General features: G+C 44.0%; 21 protein-coding genes. 12 read left to right on the top strand and 9 right to left on the bottom strand.

Annotation, left to right across the window (positions count from 1 at the left end):
* Positions 1-12 precede the first annotated feature (12 nt).
* The 3 genes from recO to acpS are packed head-to-tail and all read left to right on the top strand — an operon-like array spanning position 13 to position 1877.
* A complete protein-coding gene (gene recO / locus HF888_RS04900) occupies positions 13-747 on the top strand; it encodes a DNA repair protein RecO (RefSeq protein WP_007019114.1) in 735 nt (244 codons plus the stop codon).
* A 4-nt stretch (positions 748-751) separates the two neighbouring features.
* On the top strand, positions 752-1492 hold the full coding sequence (gene pdxJ, locus HF888_RS04905; RefSeq protein ID WP_007019115.1) for a pyridoxine 5'-phosphate synthase: 741 nt from the start codon (positions 752-754) through the stop codon (positions 1490-1492).
* A gap of 1 nt (position 1493) precedes the next feature.
* Entirely contained in the window at positions 1494-1877 is a 384-nt protein-coding gene (acpS, locus tag HF888_RS04910) for a holo-ACP synthase (protein ID WP_007019116.1), read from the top strand.
* Here the strand turns inward: acpS and HF888_RS04915 are convergent.
* The gene (locus HF888_RS04915; RefSeq protein WP_007019117.1) at positions 1865-4543 is read right to left on the bottom strand and encodes a response regulator; all 2679 of its coding nucleotides are present in this window, start codon (positions 4541-4543) and stop codon (positions 1865-1867) included. The genes acpS and HF888_RS04915 overlap by 13 nt on opposite strands.
* A 175-nt stretch (positions 4544-4718) precedes the next feature.
* Between HF888_RS04915 and cysM the strand changes: the two genes are divergently transcribed.
* From cysM to mazG, 4 genes are read left to right on the top strand one after another with little or no spacing between them, the layout of a single operon-like run.
* Entirely contained in the window at positions 4719-5612 is an 894-nt protein-coding gene (cysM, locus tag HF888_RS04920) for a cysteine synthase CysM (RefSeq protein ID WP_007019118.1), read from the top strand.
* An 11-nt stretch (positions 5613-5623) separates the two neighbouring features.
* Positions 5624-6970 (top strand): 23S rRNA (uracil(1939)-C(5))-methyltransferase RlmD, encoded by a 1347-nt coding sequence (rlmD, locus tag HF888_RS04925; RefSeq protein ID WP_007019119.1) that lies wholly within the window; start codon positions 5624-5626, stop codon positions 6968-6970.
* Positions 6971-6979: 9 nt separating this feature from the next.
* Positions 6980-9223 (top strand): GTP diphosphokinase, encoded by a 2244-nt coding sequence (gene relA, locus HF888_RS04930; RefSeq protein WP_007019120.1) that lies wholly within the window; start codon positions 6980-6982, stop codon positions 9221-9223.
* 8 nt (positions 9224-9231) lie between these two features.
* Positions 9232-10062 (top strand): nucleoside triphosphate pyrophosphohydrolase, encoded by an 831-nt coding sequence (gene mazG / locus HF888_RS04935; RefSeq protein ID WP_007019121.1) that lies wholly within the window; start codon positions 9232-9234, stop codon positions 10060-10062.
* Positions 10063-10076: 14 nt separating this feature from the next.
* On the opposite strand, the gene HF888_RS04940 is transcribed toward mazG, so the two are convergent.
* The 6 genes from HF888_RS04940 to ppc form a co-directional block, all read right to left on the bottom strand.
* Entirely contained in the window at positions 10077-10856 is a 780-nt protein-coding gene (locus HF888_RS04940; RefSeq protein ID WP_007019122.1) for a class I SAM-dependent methyltransferase, read from the bottom strand.
* Entirely contained in the window at positions 10856-11668 is an 813-nt protein-coding gene (locus HF888_RS04945; protein WP_007019123.1) for an undecaprenyl-diphosphate phosphatase, read from the bottom strand. Before HF888_RS04945 ends, HF888_RS04940 begins: the two co-directional genes overlap by 1 nt.
* Before the next feature lie 10 nt (positions 11669-11678).
* Positions 11679-12380 carry a tRNA (adenosine(37)-N6)-threonylcarbamoyltransferase complex dimerization subunit type 1 TsaB gene (gene tsaB / locus HF888_RS04950; protein ID WP_007019124.1) on the bottom strand — a complete coding sequence of 234 codons (702 nt, stop codon included), beginning with the start codon at positions 12378-12380 and terminating at the stop codon, positions 11679-11681.
* A gap of 194 nt (positions 12381-12574) precedes the next feature.
* Entirely contained in the window at positions 12575-13222 is a 648-nt protein-coding gene (locus HF888_RS04955; protein ID WP_168367044.1) for a hypothetical protein, read from the bottom strand.
* 605 nt (positions 13223-13827) lie between these two features.
* Positions 13828-14475: an adenylate kinase gene (adk, locus tag HF888_RS04960; protein ID WP_007016229.1), complete on the bottom strand. Its 648-nt coding sequence runs from the start codon at positions 14473-14475 to the stop codon at positions 13828-13830.
* A gap of 205 nt (positions 14476-14680) precedes the next feature.
* Complete coding sequence (gene ppc, locus HF888_RS04965) at positions 14681-17314, bottom strand: phosphoenolpyruvate carboxylase (protein WP_007016230.1); 2634 nt, start codon at positions 17312-17314, stop codon at positions 14681-14683.
* A gap of 283 nt (positions 17315-17597) precedes the next feature.
* Between ppc and HF888_RS04970 the strand changes: the two genes are divergently transcribed.
* Positions 17598-17945: a hypothetical protein gene (locus tag HF888_RS04970; protein ID WP_007016231.1), complete on the top strand. Its 348-nt coding sequence runs from the start codon at positions 17598-17600 to the stop codon at positions 17943-17945.
* Positions 17946-18008: 63 nt separating this feature from the next.
* On the opposite strand, the gene plsB is transcribed toward HF888_RS04970, so the two are convergent.
* On the bottom strand, positions 18009-20498 hold the full coding sequence (gene plsB / locus HF888_RS04975) for a glycerol-3-phosphate 1-O-acyltransferase PlsB (protein ID WP_165836993.1): 2490 nt from the start codon (positions 20496-20498) through the stop codon (positions 18009-18011).
* A 396-nt stretch (positions 20499-20894) separates the two neighbouring features.
* Here plsB and HF888_RS04980 point away from each other — a divergent pair, with 396 nt between their 5' ends.
* From HF888_RS04980 to HF888_RS04990, 3 genes are read left to right on the top strand one after another with little or no spacing between them, the layout of a single operon-like run.
* On the top strand, positions 20895-21830 hold the full coding sequence (locus HF888_RS04980) for an ABC transporter ATP-binding protein (RefSeq protein ID WP_007016233.1): 936 nt from the start codon (positions 20895-20897) through the stop codon (positions 21828-21830).
* A 16-nt stretch (positions 21831-21846) separates the two neighbouring features.
* Complete coding sequence (locus tag HF888_RS04985) at positions 21847-22572, top strand: ABC transporter permease (protein ID WP_243469351.1); 726 nt, start codon at positions 21847-21849, stop codon at positions 22570-22572.
* Positions 22573-22582: 10 nt separating this feature from the next.
* On the top strand, positions 22583-24427 hold the full coding sequence (locus HF888_RS04990) for a GldG family protein (RefSeq protein WP_007016235.1): 1845 nt from the start codon (positions 22583-22585) through the stop codon (positions 24425-24427).
* A 21-nt stretch (positions 24428-24448) separates the two neighbouring features.
* Here the strand turns inward: HF888_RS04990 and HF888_RS04995 are convergent, their stop codons facing one another.
* Positions 24449-24664 (bottom strand): SlyX family protein, encoded by a 216-nt coding sequence (locus HF888_RS04995; RefSeq protein WP_007016236.1) that lies wholly within the window; start codon positions 24662-24664, stop codon positions 24449-24451.
* Positions 24665-24778: 114 nt separating this feature from the next.
* On the opposite strand from HF888_RS04995, the gene HF888_RS16725 reads away from it, so the two are divergent.
* Positions 24779-25294, top strand: coding sequence for a cold-shock protein (locus HF888_RS16725; protein WP_007016237.1), 516 nt, complete (start codon positions 24779-24781; stop codon positions 25292-25294).
* The last annotated feature ends 3 nt before the right edge of the window (positions 25295-25297 follow it).

Consider the following 25297-nt stretch of genomic DNA (forward strand, 5'->3'; position numbering starts at 1 on the left):
TATGAGATCGCTATGATCAAACAGCGTGCTTATCTCTTACATTCCCGCCCTTATAAAGAGACAAGTGCGCTGGTAGATTTTTTTACACCGGATTACGGCCACATTCGCTGTATGGCTCGAGGTGTCAAAAAAGCCAATAAATATCAGCAACCGCTACAGCCTTTCACTCTTTATACCATTTTCTTTCATGGCGATTCGGGCCTCAAAAACCTCGACAAATTTGAAATTTTCTCTTTACCCTTGAATCTATCAGGTAATCCGTTATTCAGTGGATTTTATATCAACGAAGTCTTACTGAGGGCTTTACGTAGTGATGCCGAGGTAGAATCCCAATCGTTATTTGATGCCTATGAAGATGTACTTGCTAGCTTAAATTCTGAAGGTTTAGAGCTATCACTGCGACTGTTTGAGCTGAGTTTATTAGAGCATATGGGACAGCAATATGAATGGGCATTAGATTTTCGTACGGAATCTATGGTCGATGATAATGCGTTTTACGGCTTTTTTGTCGAACAAGGTATGGCTCGAGTCAGTCAAAAATATGCGAACAGTAACCCAAATGCAGTATTTAGAGGAAATGAATTAAAAGCACTCAGTCATGGCGAGTTACTCGATCAAAACGTGTTAAAAATGTGCAAACGTTTGTTTCGACTGGCTTTGCGCCCCATAATTGGATACAAACCCATCCAAGCCCGCGAATTGCTCAAACAATTCCAACAGTTGGATGCCATCAACAACAATCGGTAATAGTATGAAAGTCAATAAACGCGTATTACTTGGTGTCAACATCGACCACATCGCTACTTTACGTCAGGCGCGAGGTACCCGTTATCCTGATCCAGTATATGCGGCATTGGTGGCTGAAGAAGCTGGTGCTGACGGTATTACTTTGCACTTGCGCGAAGATCGCAGACACATTCAAGATGCTGACGTTTATGCCCTAAGAGAGCGTCTGAATACCCGCATGAATTTAGAAATGGCTGTAACAGATGAGATGGTAGCCATCGCCAAAGAAGTAAAACCTCATGCTGTATGTTTAGTCCCAGAAAAACGCGAAGAACTCACGACAGAGGGCGGGCTAGATGTCCTTGGTAACGAGGCGAAAATTAAACAGGCGTGTGATGATCTCGCGTCTGTTGGCAGCGAAGTATCTCTGTTTATAGATGCAGACACGAAACAAATTGATGCGGCAGTGCGCTGCGGTGCACCAGTAATCGAGATTCATACTGGTCACTACGCTGAAGCTCAATCTGCGGCGGAGATGCAGCGTGAATTGAAGAAAATTGAAGACGGTGCGAGCTATGCACTGGAGCAAGGTTTGATTGTGAATGCCGGTCACGGTTTACATTATCACAATACCGAAGCAATCGCCGCGATATCGGGCATGAACGAATTGAATATTGGTCACGCGATTATCGCCCACGCGGCGTTTGTCGGTCTTAAGCAAGCCGTTAAAGAAATGCGAGATCTCATTACTGCAGTGAATCAGTAATATGACCATAGCCATTGGCACAGATATCGTCGAAATTGAGCGCATTTATCAGGTCTACCAAAGACAAGGTGAAAAGCTCGTTAATCGTGTGCTGACACCTTCAGAGCAGGAACGCTTTTATTCTATGATCAATGATGATGTGCGGATGGCGTATTTGGCCAAGCGCTGGTGTGCCAAAGAGGCGGTCAGCAAAGCGATGGGAACAGGTATTGCTAAAGGTCTAGGGTTTCAAGATATAGAAGTAACAAATTCAGAATCTGGCGCACCTCAGGTGATACTAAGCAAGTCAGCGCAAATTAAATTAAATGCGTTAGGCGCGCAAAAAATCTTGATTAGTCTGAGTGATGAGCGCCACTACGCAATAGCTTTTTGTCAGCTAGTATAATGATGAGCGTTAAATGTTTGTGTGGCTATTAAGAAATCCTCGATCGCTCGTAATAAATTGTCTTTCCCGTCTTGCCAATATTGAGGTTCTGTTTTTAACTGCGTTTCTGCGTATTGTAGAGCTTGTTGTAATTCCTGTGCTCCTACGTAACGGCATAAACCGTGTAATTTATGAATAGGTTCAATGAGCGCTTCGGCTTGAGCTTGTTCAAGCATGGGTTTTAGTGTGTGAATTTCTGAAACCAAGCCATTCAGCATATTTTCAGCAAGTTCACTATTGCCGCCAGCTAGTTTCAGACTCATATGCCAATCAAGAATAGGGTTGGTTTCCTGTGGGATAACGTCATGGCTTGCACGCTCTATGAATTTCACCTGATGGTGTGTCCATTTTTTGAGAGTGTGTTCCAGTTGCTGTTCATCTAAAGGTTTAGTGAGGTAATCATCAAACCCTTTTTTCATTAGTTTTTTGCGCTCATTGGGTAGGGCATGAGCTGTGAGAGCCACGACTGCGCATTTTTTATCAGGATTATTTTGTCGGATACGCTGTGTTGCTTGGACTCCATCTAAGTCAGGCATCTGTATGTCCATGAAAATGAGATCAAAATTTTGCTCTGTAGCCAATTCGACAGCTTCTAATCCACCACGTGCAGCCACAACCTGTACATCGAGTTGTTTAAGCCAGGTCGTCACTAACTCTAGGTTGGGTTGATTGTCGTCGACTGCAAGCACTCGCACAGGTCTGGCTGTTTCTTCTTGTTGGTTGACAGGAGCGTGTTGTTCATCAAGAAACATTTCTAACATTAGTTTACTGATGTTTCTAAACGCTACAGGTAATACCAGAGAATCTAAGCCTAGTTGTTCAATGAGTTTGAGATTGCGGCTTTCATTGTTGGGCACCAGTGCAATGACATTGCTTTTTTTCGATAGTGATTCGATCATGTCGTAGCTACTGTCTTCAGTAATCTCAATGAATAGGATGTCATGATTGGTGATGGTTTGATTTTGCAACATTGCAGGTAGATGTTGGTAGCGCTTTGTGTGGATACCCAAGCGTTGAACTAATCCCTGCAAGGACTGAGAGCTGGCGATTTGGCTGTGGAAAATACCGGCGCTTAATCCGTACCAGGGGGCATCCTTCCATGAGTTGTCTTCGTTTTCGCAAACTTCAAACGTGGCGCTAAAAAAGAACTCTGAACCGACATGGGCGGTACTATCAAATCCAAGTTCTCCTTGCATATGCTCAACTAAATAGCGACTAATGACCAGTCCGAGACCAGTACCACCATAGCGTCGTGATGTGCTTTCATCACCTTGAGAGAATGCCTTAAATAAATTCTTTTGCTGGTCGTCCGTCATACCAATGCCGGTGTCTTGCACGCTAAATTTCAGAGTGACATCAGAGCCTTCTTGTTCTTCGAGCATAACACGAACAATCACGGAACCTGTGTGTGTGAACTTAATGGCATTGTTAATTAGGTTTGTCAGTATTTGCTTTAGACGCAGGCTGTCGCCCATTATTTCTTGCGGAACATCCTGATATACCAAGGCTGCTAACTCGATATGTTTCTTATGAGCTTCTGGTGCCAGCATGGTAATCACGTCGTCAATAATATCTGACACATTGACGGGAGCCTGATCGAGAACAAGTTTACCCGCCTCGATCTTGGAGAAATCGAGAATGTCATTAATGATACTAAGTAGGCTGGTGGAAGAACTCTCGATCGTCTGTAAGTACTCGAGTTGTCGCTTATTCAAACGCGTGCCAGAAAGTAAGCGTGTAAAGCCTAAAATACCATTCAGTGGCGTGCGAATTTCATGGCTCATGTTCGCCAAAAAGTCGGACTTTGTTTGGCTAGCATCAAGGGCCTCACGACGGGCCAAATTCAATTCAATATTTTGAACTTCCAATTCGTCCAGAGTTTGCTTTAAGTCATCTGTGGCTTGCTCTATATTTTCTTGCAGTTCTGTTTGAGCGCGCTGCAAACTTGCCGCCATTGTATTGATACTACCGGCTAATTCGTTGAATTCGGCTTGCCTACTCAATTTTACTCTTGCATCCAAGTTGCCCGATTCTAGATGCTCCAACGTTTTTGCAACGTTACCAAGGGGCTGCGTAATTCTACGACTGAATCGCCACGTGAGAAAAAGCGCTAAAGCACCGAATAATAGTACAAGTAGTATGGTTTGAAATAATTGCTTGTTTTGTAGCAAGGCCACTTGGGAATAGCCGTATTCAATTTCTATCCAGCCTGTGATTTGCTTCTGAATAGGCTGTTCTTTATCGACGTTGTAGAGCGGAAAACGTAAACGCTGACTTTTACCTGTTTGGAAACGGTGTAGCTCGCCTTGAATAATACGTGGACCAGAAATCGGATACATATTAGGACCCACCCGCAGAAGTGGTGTTTGATCAAGGTTAAGAACAGCGATGGAACGAATATCTTCAAGATCCAAATAGGGTTCTAGGTACTCTCTTGGGATTGGACGCTGGGCATTTTGGATGGTAATCGCTAGTTGACGGCCCGTCTCTATCGCGTGTGCTTGGGCCTGCAACGAAGTGGTTGTTTGCTGCTGCCATGCAAAGTAGCCTGACATCAGTGCGATTGTCATCAGACATGGCAATAGCGTCATTAATACGATGCGCTTTTGTATGCCCCAATAATGCATGTTTGTGTCTTTCCCTAGGTTTTAATGCAGCCAGAGTTTACCAGTTAATACAGTCAATGGCTGCTTAATAGCCGGAATACATGACTTGCTATAAGCAAATTGCCATTTAATATTACTAATCACTAAAAAATAGGCGTATTATTCGCGAAAATAGTTATATTGAGCGGTCAAGATTATGGATTATCCCACTATTGCCGACTTTGTTGGCAACACCCCATTAGTTAAGCTTCAGCGATTGGGGCGTCAGTCTAGCAATACCATTCTTCTAAAGCTTGAGGGTAATAACCCGGCAGGTTCAGTTAAGGATAGACCAGCGTTAAGTATGATCACGGAAGCTGAAGCCCGTGGAGACATCCAACCTGGCGATAACCTAATAGAATCTACTAGTGGTAATACGGGTATTGCGCTAGCCATGGCAGCAGCGATGAAAGGTTACAATATGACATTGATCATGCCCGATAACCTGAGCATGGAGAGACGCTGGGCAATGGAAGCATACGGAGCGGAGCTCATATTGGTGACCAAAGACGAAGGTATGGAGGGGGCTCGCGACCTGGCCTTGAAGATGCAAGAGGAAGGTAAGGGGAAGGTGTTGGATCAATTCGGTAATCAAGATAACCCGCTTGCCCATTATAAGGGCACGGGTCCCGAGATCTGGCGAGATACAAAAGGTACTATTACCCACTTTGTTAGTTCCATGGGAACAACTGGCACTATCATGGGCACCAGTCGTTATTTGAAAGAACAGAACCCAAATATTCAGATTGTCGGCTTGCAGCCAAAAGAAGGCGCTGCAATTCCTGGTATTCGTCGTTGGCCAGAAGCTTATTTGCCAAAAATATTTGACGCTACCCGTGTTGACCAAGTGTTAGACATTGGTCAAGAAGAAGCAGAAGTCACCATGCGAGAATTGGCCATGAAAGAAGGTATTTTCTGCGGGGTTAGTTCTGGTGGTTCGGTAGCAGCGGCATTAAAGTTAGATGAAGAGTTGGAAAATGCGGTGATTGTTTGCATTATTTGTGACAGAGGCGACCGTTATTTATCCACTGGCGTTTTTTCTACAGAGTGATGTTTTTTTAAGTGGCAATATTTAACGCGAATAAACGCAGTAAGCGTGGCCGAGATATCAAGCGATCTAGTGGCCCAGGTGAATTAAAGACCTTAGTTGTGCATGACTTGAGTAACGAAGCTCAGGGCGTGGCTAGAGATGACGATGGGGTTGTCTTTATCGAGGGGGCTTTACCAGATGAAAAGGTAGAGGCGTTAATTAGCGAACAACGCCGACGTTTTGCCTTGGCAAAAATCAAACGCATAGTGGAAGCATCGGCTAATCGCGTGGAGCCATTGTGCCGGCACTACCAGCGATGTGGTGGTTGTCAGCTGCAGCATTTATCGTCGCAACATCAGATACCCTACAAGCAAAATAATTTACAGCATGAGTTTGCCAGTAAGCTAAAAATTGATTCTGCGCCATGGCAGACGCCAATCACTGGAGACGCGTACGGATATCGGCGTCGTGCGCGTATTGGTATTCGCTATCGTCATAAAACCGGAGAAGTTATTGTTGGTTTTCGTGAGCAGCAAAATAGCCACCTTACGGATATCAGCGAATGTCCTGTGTTAGTGAGCGAACTTCAAAATCTCATTCCCTCTCTGAAATCGGTACTAAAAAAAGTGCAAAAGGTAGAGGTCGTTACTCAAGCGCAATTATTGGCAGGTGATGATCTTAGTGTGGTGAGTTTACGGGCCATTAAGTCACTTCCGCAAAGTGATAAGCAAATACTTATAGAGTGGGCCAAAAGCGAAGCTGTGCAACTAGATATACAAGGTGACGATGCGATTGAAACGCTTTTTCAGCCAAATGATAAGACCCTTTGGTTTAATGTGGCAGGCATGCGTATTCATTTTGCTAGCAATAGTTTTATCCAAGCCAATGGTCGGGTCAATGAGCAGATGGTACAGACTGCATTACAATGGTTGAACGTAAAAGCTCATGAGACCGTGCTGGATTTGTTTGCAGGATTAGGCAACTTCACACTACCTCTGGCACAACACGCTAAGCGAGTCTGTGCTGTAGAGCTAGACAAAAAAATGGTTGCAGATTTGCAACACAACGCGCAACGCAATGAATTAAGCAATGTGGACGTTCAGCTAGGAAATCTAGACAATTTAGATGCTGTTGAACGTTTATCAGCGGCAGATGTCATTGTCTTGGATCCACCCAGAGCAGGGGCTGCGGTAATTATGCCTTGGGTAGCAAAACAAAAGAGCCGTGTCTTGTATGTGGCATGTGAACCTTCATCTCTCATTAGGGATGCCGCTGTTCTAGTGGAGTCCGGCTTTAAATTGGATAAGGTCGTAGTCTTAGATATGTTTCCGCAAACCAAGCATGTGGAGACTATGGCATTATTCAGCCCGCCCAGTTAAGGATACAAAGTGGTAAAAGTACGCGACGATCACTACATCAACGACGGTGTATTGGATACGGAAAGGTTGTTACAAGACTTGAGTCAACAGGTCGAAATTCGTGATCCTGATATATTTCGGCGCGCATGCGATCTCGCTCAGACCATTGAGATGGATGCCATCAGTAATCATGCGCAATGGAACTCGGATATGTCGAGTTTGCAGATTGGTATTGAGATGACACAGGTGCTGGCGGAATTGCACATGGATCAAGCCAGTGTCATCGCCGCGATTATCTATCGACCTGTACGTGAGGGAAGACTCAGTTTAGAAAAGGTCGAAAAAGAATTTGGCGAAGAAATTGCGAAACTGATCGATGGTGTATTGCGTATGGCGGCAATTACACAGGCGCAAAGTGCTTCGCGATTAAAGGTTTTAGGTCAAAGCGAAGCGCAAGTTGAGCACATTCGCAAAATGCTGGTGGCTATGATCGATGATGTACGTGTTGCATTGATCAAACTTGCAGAACGGACGAGTGTTATTCGGGTAGTCAAAAATGCGCCAGAAGAGCGCCGTATGAAGGTGGCCAGAGAAGTCTTCGATGTTTATGCGCCTTTGGCTCATCGATTGGGTATTGGTCACATAAAATGGGAGCTAGAGGACCTTAGCTTTCGCTATCTAGAACCCGAAGCCTACAAACAAATTGCAAAGTTACTCGATGAAAAGCGTTTAGATCGCCAAGAATATGTAGCCAATGTGGTTGAGACATTGAAGAACGCGATTGAAGCATCGGGGATTGAATGCGATGTGCAAGGGCGAGCGAAGCATATCTATAGTATTTGGCGAAAAATGAATCGCAAGAATATTGATTTTGGCCAAGTTTACGACATTCGAGCGGTACGTATTTTGGTACCAGAAGTGAAAGATTGTTATGCCGCATTGGGTATAACCCACACTTTCTGGAAACACATCCCCCACGAATTTGATGACTACATCGCTAACCCAAAAGAAAACGGTTATCGCTCCTTACATACAGCAGTGATTGGCCCCGAGGGCAAGGTGCTAGAAGTACAAATTCGTACATTCGATATGCACGAAGATGCCGAATTAGGTGTGTGCGCCCACTGGTTATATAAAGGCACCGACGTCAGTAGCAAAGACAACGGCTATGAGGAAAAGATCTCATGGCTACGCCAAGTACTTGAGTGGCATGATGAATTGGGTGATTTGGGCGAATTGATGGGAAGTCTTCGCCAAGATGTCACACCTGACCGTGTTTATGTCTTCACACCTGAAGGCCACGTCGTTGATTTACCGCCGGAATCGACCCCTATTGATTTTGCATACAGAGTGCATACGGAGATTGGTCATCGTTGCCGTGGTGCGAAAATAAATGGACGAATAGTGCCTTTGTCATACCGTGTGAAAACCGGAGATCAAGTAGAGATATTAACCAGTAAAGAAGCACATCCCAGTCGTGATTGGTTAAACCCTGAAAACGGTTATGTCTCTACCAGTCGTGCAAGGGCAAAAGTCGCTGCTTGGTTTAAGTCGCAAGCACGTGATCAGAATATCATTGATGGAAAAGGCGTATTACTGCCAGAGCTGAAGCGCATTGGTTTCCGCAACATTAACGTACAGGAATTAGCACAAGATTGTAATTTCCACAGCGTTGAAGACCTGTATGCCGCCGTTGGGGCCGGAACATTGCGTGTTTCCCAAGTGCTCAGTCATGCTCAGCGTCAAATAGCACCACAACAGCAAGAGAAGGAATCACAACTTAGTCTACTTCCCCAAACTAGCACGCCACAGCAGATTGAAGGCAGTGATGATGTCTACATTCATGGCGTTGGCAAGCTTTTAACGAGTATTGCACCTTGTTGCCAGCCGGTACCTGGTGACCCTATTGTAGGTTATGTGACGCAGGGTCGAGGTATTAGTATTCATCGTGCCGATTGTATTAATGTGCTTAATTTAAAGCGCCACCACGGCAACAGAATTACTGAAGTCAGCTGGGGTCAGCAACCCGAGAATTTGTATCCGGTCGAGGTAGTATTGAAAGCTTACGATCGAAGAGGTTTGGTGAAAGATGTCAGTATGACATTGGCCAACGATGAGGTAAATATAGTTTCGTTTAATACCTTGTCTCAAGATGACGGAACAGCGGATCTCAAAGTGACCATTGAAATCGACAGCTTGCAGCGTTTAGGTAAGATCTTAAATAAACTGCAGATGCTGCCAAATATCATTGATGTTCGTCGTGAGCATCATTAAAGGTTTATATGACACAGTACACGGTTGACGATTTACTTTATCTTATGGAGCGCCTGCGTGACCCTCAGACGGGCTGCCCTTGGGACATTAAGCAGACCTTTGACTCGATAGTACCTTATACCTTAGAAGAGGTTTATGAGGTGGTAGATGCTATCGAGTCAAAAGACTATGGTCATTTGAAAGAAGAGCTGGGGGATTTGCTGTTTCAAATTATTTTTTACGCTCAAATTGGTAAAGAATCAAATTATTTCGCTTTTACAGATATTGTTCACACCTTGGTTGATAAGTTGGTTCGACGCCATCCTCATGTTTTTCCAAGTGGTAGTTTGCATGCTGAGAATCGTGAATCAGAACTAGGCGAAGCTGAAATCAAGGCGAATTGGGAAAAGATCAAACAGCAAGAGCGTAACGAAAAGGCTCAATTGAGTGCGGCCCAATCCAAATCCAGTGTTTTAGATGATATTCCGCATGCGTTACCGGCATTGCAGCGCGCGGAAAAGCTTCAGAAGCGAGCTTCCACTCAAGGATTCGATTGGTCTGACCCCATGCCTGTTATAGACAAAATAGAGGAAGAAATCTCAGAACTTCGTGAGGCAATTAATTCGGGTCGGCAGGAGCATATACAAGACGAGTTGGGTGACGTGTTTTTTGCCGTGGCTAATTTAAGTCGTCATTTGGGGGTTAAGTCTGAAGTAGCTTTACGTAGTACTAATAATAAGTTTACGCGACGTTTTCAATTTGTTGAATCTGAGCTGGCGAAGCAAGGAATTACATTAAGTGAAGCGGGTTTGCAGCAAATGGATGCATTGTGGGATGAGGCCAAAAAAAGAGGCCTTTAATATTATGTGGGCACCTATTCAGTGTCTTTCATTGATTGAATTACATATATATCAAAGCGATTGGCTTTTCCTTCATGGCTAATCGTAGGCTGCCGATTGCTTAAGAAGGGACTTTTACGTGGACGTTTAACCACCACACGATAGCGGGCGAGATCTAGAGCGGGCTCAAGCAACCCATCAGCATCCTCATCTTTACCCACCATATCGCGAAAATATTGCATGGATTTTTTGACCTGAGCGCTTTTTTTCTCACTGTGCGGGAACATAGGGTCCAGATAAACCACATCAAATGACTCTTGCAGTTGCGATAAAGAATCTAAAGCATCCCCTTTGAATAACGACATGCGCTGAGTGATATCACGTACGTCGGTATTGAGTCCGGCTCTTTCTAGTCCATCTTGAAGTAGTAATGCTACCACTGGATGGCGCTCAATCATGGTCACATTACAACCTAGTGCAGCTAAAATAAAGCTGTCTGTGGCTGTACCTGCTGTCGCGTCTAGAACGGACAAACGTGCCTTTTGTTTTACACCTATTGCTTTTGCAATAGCCTGACCGTTACCACCACCATGATTGCGTCTCCATGTGAGTCCGCCGTCGGCAAAGTCGATACGAAGTTCGCCCATGGGTTTTTTGGTCACTTGCTTGAGTGCTAATCCATCCATGTCATAGAACAGATATAAACCATCTTGGTTAGGCCGTTGAAAAACACCAATGTTTAATTCATTGGCGTATTCCTTAGCCGTTTTGATGAGTGTATCGTCCGCGCAAATAACACCAATAGGATATTGCATTATTCAACCAGTCCTAAAGCAACAAATGCGATGAGGAAACAACCTAAAATTAAGCGATAAATAACGAACGGCTTCATAGAAAGCTGTTCAATGAGTTTTAAGAAGAAATAGATACAGATATAGGCGCTAATCGCGCTAACCAGTGCGCCCATGAAGATAAAGGACCAAGGAATAGGTGAAATGGTAGTGAGTAACTCATACGATTTATAGCTTCCAGCCAGCAGAATCAAGGGCATAGATATTAAAAAGCTAAAGCGAGCAGCAGCACTTCGAGAATATCCCATTAACATGGCCGCGGTAATTGTAATACCTGAACGGCTGGTGCCAGGAATGAGGGCTAACGCTTGGGCTATACCTATATACAGTGCATGTTTTGCGGGCATGTCATTGATTTGTTTTAACAAGTGCTGGCGTGTATCGGCATACCATAATAAAAGCCCGAAAATAATTGTGGTTGCGGCGATGACAAGCGCATTACGTAAATAGTCTTCAATTAAACCATCAAAACATATACCCAGCAGCCCTGCAGGAATCGTTGCTATGACCACCCACCAAGCTAGACGAGCATCACTGTTAGGTTTGTGGTGTATATGCTGTTGAGACAAACCGACGAGTATTTGTTTGATGTCTTTTCGGAAATAACTCATGACTGCGATGAGTGTACCCACGTGTACGGCCACATCAAATGCCAAGCCTTGATCGGGCCAACCTAATAATTGTGAGGGTAGTATTAAATGTGCAGAACTTGATATGGGTAAAAACTCTGTCAATCCCTGCAGAATTGCGAGTACGATCGCTTGCCACCATTCCATATCGTTCTGCCTATTGTTTTAATTCTTTTTGCTGCTTGATGGTTTTCCAATGGTCCTGTTCTCGTAAGTAAACCAATTCAATATCCTCTGGTTGACAACCTTCATGATTGGCAAACATGGCTTTGGCTTTGGGAAGCAGGTACTTGGCTTCAAGATTCAGGTGTTGAGCTTCTAGAGCAATATTGGACCATGCCGGGTCCAGTTCTGACAAGAGATCCTGCGCACAACACAAACGATCTGCGGGTTGCATATTTAATTGCTCTGGTGTCGTTTTCAGCGACGCAATGAAGTCATCCATTAAAGGTGACATCAAGCCATCCTTTAAAGCGTATTCACCACCATAGAATTCGTTCATCCGTGCATCCATTAATGTAATGGATGTCTCTGCATTAGTAGAGGAGTGCACTTGTTGCGCCATAGCTTGCAATGTAGAAACGGGCAGCAGAGGTATGTCGTTCGCAAAACCAATACCTTGAGCTGTTGCAGCAGCGATCCTAAGACCAGTAAAAGAACCCGGTCCCTTAGCAAAGGCAATAGCATCCAATTGTTTTGGCGAATATCCGGCTTCTTTTAGCAGTCGGTTTAACATGGGATACAGCAGCTTACTGTGAGAACGAGCAGCAGGAAGTACTTCCTGAAAACAGTCAGTACCATCATCAAGAGCGATACTGCAAAAATCACTAGCGGCTTCAATGGCAAGAATTATGGCCATAATTCACAACACAACAATTAAATGAAATGTAATTTTATCACGAATACACAGGGGAGGGCACAATGAAGGGCAAAATTGGTGACGGCACACAACGAAAAAGTCGTTATAAATCAACAAGCTTGTTGAGAAACTAAAAAAACCGAGAACGTTTCCACTTCCTCGGTTTTTTTTGAGTAATTCTTATGAACTAAGGATTACTTCTTCTTGGCTGCCTTACGACGAGCTGTCTTTTTCTTCGCTGCAGTCTTTTTGCGGCCAGTTTTCTTGGCAGCCTTAGGCTTGGCAAGCTCTTTTAGCTTAGCATTTGCTTTTTTTGCGGCTTGCTTGTTCTTTTGCTCAGCTTTTTTAGCACGAGCTTTTACCTTGGCAGCGTCTTTCTTCGCACGTGCTGCACGCCATTTAGTTTCAAATGCGGCAACTGCTTTGCTTAGATCTGCGTCTGCTTTCTCAGCTAGCTGAGATTCATATGCTTTGACAGTTTCTTCTGCTTTAGCTTTAGCTTCTTGCATCTTAGCTTCGATGTTAGCTTTCTGCATCTGAGCCTTAGCTTCGCGAACAGAGTCTTTTGCCTTAGCCAGTAAATCTTTCTGCTTAGCGACTGCATTTCGAGCTGTCTCAACAGCACGCTTGGCAGCAGCAGTCTTAGTTGATTGAGCCTTTTTACGAGCGGCGGCTAACTTCTTGTTGGCTGCATCTACTTTTGTTTGGGCAGATTTAACAGCGGCGTTTGCCTTTTCACTCGCTTTTTCAGCTTTCTTAACTGCTGGCGATACTACTGCCGCAACAGTTGTTTTTTTAGCTGCACGTTTTTTAGCTGCAGTTTTTTTACGACCTCTAGCCATACTTTTTTCCCTGTGGTTGTGGACGGTATTCAATAGAAAAATAGCATAAAAAAGTTAAGAGCAACGTCTTAACGACCAAAAATAAAGGATTTTTTTAAAAAAAACCACTTTATCATGAAGAAATCACGCAATTTGGCGTAAAACACTCCCTTTATTCACGAGAATCACCAAAAAAATTACAACTTTGCGTGTTAGCGTCAGTGTAAATTTTTTAGTGATGCAATTGCAAATTTATAAAAATAAGTGGGTAAACCGGAAATGGAATGCAGGCTGTTTCGTGTTATTTCGAAAAAGAAAATTGCTTCATAAAAGAATGCAAAACCCTTTATTGAGATGACATATTTCATTCTCATGTTATTGATAGAGTAACTGACAACAAATTTTAGTTTTTTGGTGTGTATTTCGTGGATCGTAGCAAGCAAAGATTAATTTTTGAGAGCGTTCACTCGGATAAGAGTTTTTTGATTACTAAGGTATGACTGTTTTTCGGATTGTTTTGCCTTGAAATATGAAATGAAAGGAATAAAAGTCTATAAATTGACGTTTTTTGCAAAAAAAAGGCGATCAATTTGATCGCCTTTCGTATTTTCAAGGTTTTTTGCGTTTTAGTTGTCTAGGGCCTTAAAAATATTGTCACGGATATCGTTTAATCCACCAACACCAGGAATATGAACATATTTTGGTGCATTCTCATCTTTAAGTTCTTTGTAGAAGCCAACCAAGGGTGCGGTTTGATCGTGATAAATTTTAAGGCGCTTACGTACGGTTTCTTCTGCGTCGTCTTCACGCTGAACTAGATCTTCGCCAGTGGCGTCATCTTTTCCATCGACTTTCGGTGGATTGTAAACGATGTGATAGGTACGGCCAGACGCTGGATGAACGCGACGGCCACTCATACGTTTTACAATTTCTTCGTCGTCAACTGCGATTTCAACGACATAATCGATATCTACTCCAGCATCAATCATGGCTTGAGCTTGTGGAATCGTACGAGGGAAACCATCAAATAGGCAGCCGTTAGCGCAGTCATCTTCCTTAATACGCTCTTTAACTAGAGAAATGATTAGGTCGTCAGACACCAAGCCACCAGATTGCATCACTTGTTCCACTTGTTTGCCGACTTCTGTACCTGCTTTTACTGCAGCACGCAGCATGTCACCGGTGGAAATTTGTGGAATTTCGTATTTTTCGCAAATAAATTGAGCTTGAGTACCTTTACCCGCGCCAGGAGCACCTAACAAAATGATACGCATGAACGTGTTTCCTTATTTACATTTGAATCTATCTCGCCATGGCCCAGAAATGATGACTAGGCCATAGGGACATATATCCGTGGAGATTTAGGTTAAAAATTAGACACTTAGGATCAAAAAAAGCTCACCTTACCTGAGCGAACAGGTTTCGGCAAGCTTTACAGGGAGGTTCCAAAGGGGGATAAACCAAGCTTTAGACTAAGGTCTATCCTGTGTTCCGCATACCGGCTGCAATGCCGGCCATGGTTACTTTTAAGGCATGGTCGATATTTTCTGTTTCTTGTTCCCTGGTTCGTTTCAATAGTTCTGCCTGTAAGAAGTGTAATGGGTCCGTATAAGGATTTCTCACACCCATGGATTCAGCGATAATAGGTGCGTTTTCCAACAACTCGTCGACCTGTTTAATTTGGCAGATGTTAGTAATGGCCACCTGTAACCGTTGGCGCAAAATACGCCCCAAACCTTGTTGTTCTTTATTGGTTAGGCGGCGTTCGTAGTAATGCGCGATGTTACTATCTGTTTTGCTTAGCACCATCTCAAGCATGTCGGTTAATGTTGAAAAGAAAGGCCATTCCTTGGCCATTTTTTGCAGTTCTTTTTTTCCAGAATCGGATCGCATGTAATGATCTAGGGCTTCGTCACTGCCAAGCCAAGCGGGCAGCATTAATCGAATTTGCATCCAAGCGAAAATCCAAGGAATTGCGCGTAAACTTTCAACGCCACCACTGGCTTTGCGTTTTGCAGGGCGCGAGCCTAAAGCCAGTTTGCCTAATTCTTGCTCTGGTGTTATCGCTCTAAAGTAGGGGACAAATTCTTGGTTTTCTCTCACTATTTGACGATAGCTTTTAACTGATTCATCACTGATTTGGTTCATAATCTCACGCCAATGATCAGACGGCGCAAGAGGCGGTTGATAAGAGGCTTTTAAGACTGCAGAAGCATACAATTGCAATGAGCGCACTGCTAATTCAGGGTGACCAAACTTGAATCGAATCATCTCACCTTGCTCGGTAACCCGAATACGTCCGCGAACGCTTCCCGGAGGCTGAGACAGAATAGCACCCAAAGAGGGGCCGCCACCTCGACCGACAGTTCCGCCGCGGCCATGGAATAACATTAATTCAGTAGAATGTTCATCACATACCTTGACCAATTCTTCTTGAGCTCGGTATTGGGCCCATGATGCCGCCAGCTGTCCGGCATCTTTAGCGCTATCGCTGTAACCGATCATCACCATTTGTTTGCCGCCATTATAGGCTCGATACCAGTCGATCGAGAGTAATCGATTGATGGTTTGCGCCGCACCATCTAAATCGCTGAGTGTTTCAAATAATGGAGCAATCGGCATAGGAGACTGTTGCCCACACATTTTTAAAATAAGCGCGACTGCCAATACGTCACTTGGGCTAGTGGCCATGGAAATCACATAATTGGAAAAGCATGCGTCATCTTCTTGAGCGATAACCCTGGCGGTGTCTAGAACTTCTTGGACTTCTGCGCTTGGCTGCCAATGAGGAGGCAGAAGCGGACGTTTATTTTCAAGCTCGGCTATTAAAAAAGCTTGTTTTTGGTCTTCAGTCCATTGGGCATAGTCGCCAATTTCTAAATATTCAGTTAGTTCACTGAATACCTGTGCGTGACGACCACTTTCTTGGCGAACATCTAACGGGCACAATGTCATACCAAAAGCTTTAACACGTCTTAGTGTGTCCAATAGAGTGCCATTGGCTACCAGCGGCATATTGCACTCTATCAAAGAGTCGTAGCAATGTTTTAATGTAGAAAATAAATCATTTGCGCTAAAGATACCTTGGCGAGTGGCTTTTTTACCCTCTAAGCGCATTTTTGCATACGCTCGCGTTTGCTTCAGTTGTTCGCGCAGTTCATGCAATAAAGCTCGATACGGTTCATTGGCATCGCCCACCTTTTTACGTAAGGACTCACTGCACTGCTGCATGGATAATTCGCTACCCAAAGTATGAATATCTCGAAGGTAAAGGTCCGCTGCCATCCAGCGTCCAAGCCAAACCACATTTTGTGTCACTTTGGCAGTAACATTAGGGTTGCCATCGCGATCTCCACCCATCCAAGAATGAATACGAATGGGGGCAATGTCTAAACTTAAAGGATCTAAATCTTTAGATAATAATAATTCATCCAATTGGCGATAAAAATTAGGAATAGCCTGCCAAAGTGAGCCTTCTATAACGGCAAATCCCCATTTGGCCTCGTCTTCAGGCGTTGGGCGCTGATGACGAATTTCATCAGTGTACCAAATTTGCGTAATAATTTGTTTTAGCCGGTTCAAAATCTGATGTCGTTCGACTTCATAGGGCTGAGTATCCAGTTGATTTAAACTGTTGAATACATGCTCGTATTTCTGAATCAGTGTTCGACGGGTCACTTCAGTGGGGTGTGCTGTCAGTACTAATTGAATATCCATTTGCTCGATGGCATGAGTAAGATCAGTTGAGCTGTTGGATTGCTTGAGCTCGTCTAGAACTTCATCCAGATTGTGCAACATATCATGTTCGTCTTGTCGACGGCGTCGAACCACGTCGTGGTATTGTTCAGCAATATTGGCCAAATTTAAAAATTGATTGAAGGCGCGCGTAATCGGAATAACTTCATCATCAGGCAGGTTATTTAGGTATTGTATAAGTTCATCACCAAAATGTTCATCGTCTTGCGTGCTGTTTGCTCTAGCCGTTTTAGCAAGTGTGCGAATGGTAACAATCTTATCGATGAAATTAGGCCCCAAGTCTTGCTCGATGACATCCCCTAGCAAGTTGCCAAGTAGGCGAACATTTTCTTTTAGTGCGTCATCCAACGTATTCATTTATGGCTCCTAGGGTTGAATTAGGAAAATTCGATCATACCACTATAGAGTATAGGAAAAAGTGAGCATGAGTATCTATTGCAAGCAGAAACGATGCCAATATTTTGGTGTGGTGTATACAAAAATACACAGTTTTGCAAAGTTAATTCATTCTCATTGGACTAAACTCATTGAGAGGAGGGTGACCGTCTAGTGGTGCTTTAAATTGATGAAGTTACTGCTGAATGGCAGCGGATCGAAATTTTTTTGATCATGCCCGTCTGTACAAAAGTAGAGGTTGATAATGAATGTTAAAGAGTTAATTGCGTCGTGGGAAAAGGTTCGATCAGACAAGCAGTCCGAGACTGAATTCACCTTAGGCTTATCCAAAAAAGATGCTGCAAGAGTGGAGGCTTTGGTGGGCCTCTATCCTGGAATGGATCGAAATCAAATCCTATCGCAATTAATCACAACGGCGTTAGATGAAGTCGAGCGGCAAATGCCCTATAAACCAGGTAAGAAAGTAGTATCGTTTGATGAATTGGGGGATCCGCTATACGAAGATATTGGTTTGACGCCTAAATACCTGAAGTTGCTTCATCAATACTCCAAGCAAAGTGATAAATCACAGCACAAGCAACAGACCCAATAAAAAAACGGCCCTAAGGCCGTTTTTTTTCAAACGTTCGTTTAACTTTTGTCTGTTAGTGGTGCATTAGTTCAGCGTAACCTGCAAGATGCTTCGGCGTAATTCTGCATTGAGAAGTATTCTGGCATCCTCTGCGATGATGTTGATGCTGTCACCGAAAATGATTTTTTCGTCATCTAGGCTTAAGACTTGTCTTTCCAATAATTCATCGATGAGATTTTTGAAAAGAGCTTTGTCAAAGAACTCAGGTGCGTTTAAACCATGAAGTATGGATATTCGTTGAGCCATAAGCGAGCAGTTTTGTACCATTTCATCTTTCGTTAGCGTGCCCGATCCCGAGCGTTGCAACAGAGCAATGGCGATATAGTAGCGCTCTAGTATCTGTATCACCTGCTCTGACAATACAGATAGAATGATGTAGTCATTGGAACTGACACTCGGACGCACCAAAAACTCACCGTCTGCGCTCAAATAACCTTTCTCGACACATAGATCTAGCCATTGTTCGACCACTGGTTGAATCTCATCTTCTTGCCAATGTAAAAATAGCTCGGCTTTTAAATAGGGGTAAATGGTGGTGGCAAAGCGAATGGCATCCTGGCGCTTCATTTTCATGTTGTTAATGAAGAGACATGCCAGCATAGAAGGAATCGCGTAGAGATGGATCACATTGTTACGATAATACGTCAGCATCACCGCTTGTTCTTCGTCTACCCGAATAATATCCCCCAGAGGGTGTTTCAAGCGCTCTATGGCATTCATTTCTTCAGCGTAGTGAATCCAATCCTGACCATCACCTTCTGGCAATTGTGTTAGGTGGCTATACGGCATGTCTTGAGCCAAATCACGGTATAGATTCAGCGTCTGGCTCAAGATCTTTTCATCCATACTTTGCTTTGGTGTTGCAAGTAGAGCCAAGGAAACCATGTTGATTGGGTTCAACACAGCAGCTTTGTTGATTTGCGTGACTACCTCTAGTGATAGGTTGCTCACTGCCTTAGGTACCCAATCTGGCCGATAGTCAGCACCATGATCCTGTTGTTTCCAGCCGGGATTTTCTTGCTCTAGGTAGCTGTTTAAATCAATAGGATCGCCAAAGGCTAGGTTGACCTTACCAAAGTTTTTCTTGAGATCTTTAATGGTTTTAAATACACCAGATAAGGATTCTTTTTTCTTGGATTTGCCACGAAGTTCACCAATATAAGTACCGCCCTCGAATACTTTTTCATAACCGATATAAACTGGCATAAATACAATTGGCTTATGACTGTCTCTAAGAAAGCTGCGCACGGTCATGGCGATCATGCCAGCTCGTGGTTTTAATGTACGTCCCGTTCGAGACCGACCACCTTCCACGAAATACTCTGTACTGTAGCCAGAAGTAAATATGGCGTGCAGATATTCATCGAAGACGGCGCTATAAAGTGGATTATCTTTGAAACTGCGACGCATGAAGAAAGCGCCACCGCGTCGCAGTATTGGCCCAACCACTGGTAGGTTTAGGTTAATACCCGCGGCAATTTGAGGTGGTACGATGCCGTTTTTGAATAACACATAAGACAACAGTAAATAATCAATGTGGCTGCGGTGGCAGGGCACATAGATAATCTCATTATCTTTGTAGACTTTCTTCAAGCCATCAAGGTTGTGGACATTGACACCGTTGTAGAGCTTGTTCCAGACCCACGTGAGCAAGATATCTAAAAAGCGGATAGTACTATGGCTTTGGTTTGAAGCGATCTCATCGCCATATTTAATTGCGCGGGCCTTGGCTTTTTCTCGGGAAATGCCTTTGTCTTGCATTTCCTTCTCAATGGCTGCTTTCACCATGGGTTTACGTACCAGTCTATGTACTAGTGTACGTCGGTGGCTAAGATCAGGGCCGATCACGGCTGTGCGAATATGGCGGAAATGTACGCGTAAGATACGGCCTAATTTACGTAGGAAGCGAGCTTCATCAAGCTTGCTATTTTCTGCCTGCATCTGCGTCACATTGATTGGTTGGCTCATGTTGACGAAGGTATTGCGCCCATTTAATAGAATACTGACGAAGCGACGAAACGGGCCGGTCACTGACCAGGTATCTCCGAGCCAAATTTTCAGGAAGCTTTTTTCCTTGTTTGGTGAACGCCCCCAGAATACATTCACAGGGATAATTTCGATATCTAGATTCGGATTCGCTTTATTGAGCTCGAACATCAAGGGCACATTAGGATGCAAGTAAGGCATGTTGCGACGACGGAACCAGTTGCCTTCGCTGCGAGATAAATAAATCACGCGATTGTTGAAGCGTTTACCTTCGATTTCGAAGCTCTCTAGCGCATGGGGCAAGTCATGTTTTCGAGTTTCACTGTCCACAACCAGCGCGGCGCTGTATGAACGTTGGGGTAAAGCGTAAAAAGTCACTTTATCAGGCTTGGCTGAATCGTCCGCTCGATCTTCGTGATTGTCTGAAGTATTTTGAGTAAGGTCTTTCGCGCCCACAACTTCTGTACGAACCCAAATCTTTAACAAAAGACGCGAAATACCATTTAAAAAAGCAATAATTGAGCGCAAAACCTTTACCTCATTCACTCATTCGGTCAATTAATATGACACTCAGTATAGATGAAGCGCCGATTGTAGCAGCCTTTTCCTGTTAGCCAACTATCTGGATGTAATTTTGCGAGCCAGCACCGAGTGGCATAATCCTTTCGGGGTGGGAAAGTGAACACTTGTTTATGACGAATGATGTTTATCCTGACGTGTGTTTATGAAACCCACTAGGATCTATGCTATGTTTGACGCCGAATATAACAGGGTGGGGGCATATTTAACGGCCCACGACTGGGTATCAGTGGAACTTTGTTCACTGAAAATGGTCATTTTTTTGTTTTGCTTGTTCTCGTCTCAAGCAGGGCAACTCGACCTTTTTTGATATTTCAGCACGACCGATTATAAGAGAGTTAAAACATGATTCGTGTGGAAAAACTTACGAAAGACTTTGATGGATTCAAAGCTGTGAATCAGTTGGATTTATCCGTATCGCCAGGGGAAGTATTGGGTTTTCTTGGGCCAAATGGTGCGGGTAAATCTACGACGATGAAAATGTTAACAGGGTTTTTAAAGCCAACCAGTGGGAATATTTCAGTTTTTGATATCGACGTTTTGCAAAACCCTAAAGCAGCGCAGCAACTGATTGGTTATTTGCCTGAGGGTGCGCCAGCCTATCAAGAAATGACTGTGCGGGGTTTTCTCAATTTTATTGCTGATATCCGAGGACTACAGGGCGAAATAAAGCGAAAGCGTTTGGATATAGTTATTGATCAAGTTGAATTGAGTGGCGTGCTAGATAAGCCGATAGAGAATCTCTCTAAAGGTTTTGCCCGACGAGTGGGGCTGGCTCAGGCCATTATTCACGATCCGCAGGTGCTTATTTTAGATGAGCCGACAGATGGGTTGGATCCCAATCAGAAACATCAGGTTAGAGAGCTCATTAAAGGGCTGGCGAAAGATAAAATCGTGATCATCTCTACTCATATCTTGGAAGAGGTCAGTGCGGTTTGTACTCGTGCTGTGATTATCAACCAAGGTAAATTGCTTTTAGATGGTGAGCCGCAAACTCTTGAGCGAGAAAGTCGTCATCACAATGCTATACAACTGCAGCTAGAAAGTGACGTAGAGGAGGCTGAGGATCAGTTGTCTCAAATTACCGGAATTGATGCTGTTGAAGTGCTGGGAGAGCGCCAATATATGTTATTTCCAGAAAACGGCAGTATGCAGTTGCCTCAATTAGTTCGTTTTCTTGATGAAAACAAATGGCCAGTGGAAAACCTGCATTTGGAAAAAGGTCGTTTGGAAGATGTCTTCCGCCAGGTGACCAGTCGCCATAACCATGGACAAGATTAAGGAGTAACTGATGAATATGACGTGGTTACTAGCAAAACGGCAATTGCATAGTTATTTTGCAACCCCAATTGCCTATGTATTTATTTTTATTTTTTTAGTATTGGCGGGAGTATTTACCTTTTATCTGGGTAATTTTTACGAGCGAGGCCAAGCCGATCTCAGTGCATTCTTTAATTTTCACCCTTGGTTATATCTCTTCTTTTTGCCTGCAATTGCTATGGGGTTGTGGGCGCCAGAACGTCAACTAGGCACTATTGAATTGTTGATGACATTACCTATTGGAGTGCGCAACGCGGTCCTGGGTAAATTTTTTGCCGCTTGGTTGTTTGCAGGACTGGCGTTGCTCTTAAGTTTTCCCATTTGGTTGACTGTGAATTATTTGGGCGAACCGGATCAAGGAGTGATCATTGCTGGCTATTTCGGTAGTTGGCTAATGGCGGGCAGTTTCTTGGCCATAGGCAGTTGCATGTCAGCTACAACAAAAAATCAAATAGTTGCATTTATCTTTACTGTGGTCGTGTGTTTTGTCTTTATGGTTTCCGGCGTGCCGATGGTTTTAGATGCTTTTGCTTGGGCTCCAAGTTGGGTGACTGATTTTGTAGCTGGTTTAAGCTTTTTAACTCGATTCGATGCGATCGCTCGCGGTGTGCTGGACGTGCGAGATATTATCTATTTTATTGCCATGATGGTTTTTTGGTTGTTTTTAACGGAAGTTGTGATTACGCGAAACAAGGCAAGCTAAGGAATCAAGAATGAAGTCTAATATTGTAAAAGTGATTGCCGCCGCGGTTTTGTTCGTCGCGGTATTGATCGTTACTCAGTTGAGTCTCGATAACTGGCGTGCGGATTTAACACAGGAACAAGTTTATAGTCTGAGTGGTGGTACAGAACGCTTACTATCAGACTTAGAAGAGGACATTCAGCTAACACTTTATTTTAGCGATAAAGCAAGTAAAGACTTAACCGCTTTGCGTGGTTATGCAAGCCGTGTTGAAGAAATACTCGAAGAGTATGTGCTGTTAGCTGATGGAAAAATTAGTTTTGACGTTATTGACCCAGAACCTTTTTCGGAAGCTGAGGATCAAGCGGCAGAGGCAGGCTTACAAGCAGTGCCAATTGCCACCGGAGATGATGTTTACTTCGGTTTGCACGCAAAAAACACTCGAAATAATGAAGCGATTATTGCGTTCTTGCAGCCAGACCGAGAAGCTTTTCTTGAATATGAACTCAGTGAAATGATTTATCGCTTAGGCCAAGCTATGAACCCAAAGGTCGGTCTGTATTCTAGTCTAGATATGACAGGGGGATTTGATATGCAGCGCGGCGGTCAGTTGCCTCCTTGGGTTGTTTACGAGCAAATGGATCGACTCTATGACGTGCGTTTATTGAGTGAATCAATGGATGAACTCAGTAATGAGTTGGACTTATTGGTATTGGTACAACCTAAAGAACTTGACGATCAGGCTTTATATGCAATTGATCAATACGCTATGAATGGCGGAAAGATAGTGTTATTTGTTGATCCTCATGCAGAGACTGATCAGAGCCACATGATGGATCCGGCTGCATCTCAGCTTGGGTTAAACGCTGTGGCGCCGCTATTAGATGCTTGGGGAGTAGAATATTTACCCGACGATATTGTTGTGGATAAAGCGTATGGCCTAACAGTATCGGTTGGCCAAGGGCTGCCGCCTGTACGCCATTTCGGATTGTTGGGTGTGCAACCGGAGAGCCTTAACCCGAATGAAGTGGTGACGGCTGATCTTGAAGTGGTTAACTTCGCCAGTGCAGGGACGCTCAGTGCCCCTGAGCAGGCGACTACTCAGTTTGATGCTTTGGCATGGTCGAGTCCCTATGCGCATACGATGGACGTAAATCAGTACAAAATGCTGAAAGATCCGCGCCAAATTATGAATGCAGTGGCAGATAAGTTGGAAGATCCAGAAAGCGAAGAAAACAGTTATGTATTGGCTGCTCGCATCAGTGGTCAGGCGACCAGTGCCTTTGATCAACCGCCTGAAGCGGTTGAATCGAAAGTCGATCACATCGCCAGCACTGACAAGCTAAACGCTATTGTGGTGGCCGATACAGATGTATTGACTGATCGCCTTTGGGTAAGTGTTGAAAATTTCTTTGGACAGCGTGTGATGCAGCCATGGGCTGACAATGGCGCTTTTACTAGCAATATGCTTGAGCAATTTGTAGGTAGCGCTGATCTTATCGATATTCGCTCACGAGGACGCTTCCATCGACCTTTCGTCGTTGTAGAGGATTTAAAGCTTGAAGCAGAAGAGCAGTACCTAGACAACGAACGTCGACTACAGCAACAGTTGCAAGAAACGGAACAGCGTATGGCAGAGTTAGAGCAACAAAGGAATCAGGATTCCATGATGTTAAGTCCAGAGCAAGAAGCCACGCTTGCAGCTTTCCAAGAGGAAAAGCTGGCGATTCGTAAGGCATTAAGGGATGTTCGTCATGAGCTGGACAAAGATATTGAAACTCTCGGTACGCAACTTAAAGTGCTGAATATTGCGGTGGCACCCGTCTTACTCACTTTGTTAGTGTGGCTTGTTGCTCGATGGCGCTTGCGTCGCTAAAGCAACCGCTTGAGTCTTTTCTCAATAGTGTGGGGGCGGCGTTTCCTCGTCCGCTCCCTTTATTTGGGAACTTCCCACTTCATCTAAGCGAGAATTAATGTGTTTCAATGCTCGCTCCAGCAGCGTAATTTGCGCTTGTTGCTGGGTAATTACTTGATTCATTTCTTCCACATTGTTTTCTAAAAAAGCGATTCGCATTTGTAGATCGGTGATTTGTTCGTCTGAGTTATCAGTCATAATTTCTATCGTGTTGATTTTTAACGCTAATTCATATTAGATACACTTGCTTGGCTGAATTGTACACCAAGTTCGTGAATTACTGATCATTTGGTTAATGTGAGAAGGTTTGAGATGCAAAACTCATCGTTTAAAAAAGTGTTGGTGAATGTATTAATTGCAATTCCAGCGCCCGCCATTATGGCAGCTTTGTTCTATTTCATCGGCGGTAGTCAGGTTTTTACCTTTGCAGATCCTGTGGCTGCAGCCAGTAATGAAAACTTAGTTACGTTATTTGTTCAACAGCCTGGTGCTGTCCTCGGTTATCTGATTTGTGTCGCATTCGTATTTGTTCTACTTCTGATGGCATCTGGCTTATCTAAGCCTCAGGGTCGTTATAAGCGTCGTGGTACTGGCACTTTAATTGAGAACGACGTGGACGATGGCCGTGAGCGCGGCTTAGTCAAGTGGTTCAACGTGAAAAAAGGCTTTGGTTTTATTACGCGAGATAACGGTGAAGACGTGTTTGTACACTTTCGTTCTATCCGTGGAACTGGCCACCGCTCTTTGAGTGAGGGCCAAAACGTGAAGTTTAGTGTGGTGGATGGTCAAAAAGGTCTACAGGCAGAAGACGTTTCTGTTGTGAAATAATCG

This window comes from Bermanella marisrubri (assembly GCF_012295615.1).
GTDB lineage: Bacteria > Pseudomonadota > Gammaproteobacteria > Pseudomonadales > Oceanobacteraceae > Bermanella > Bermanella marisrubri.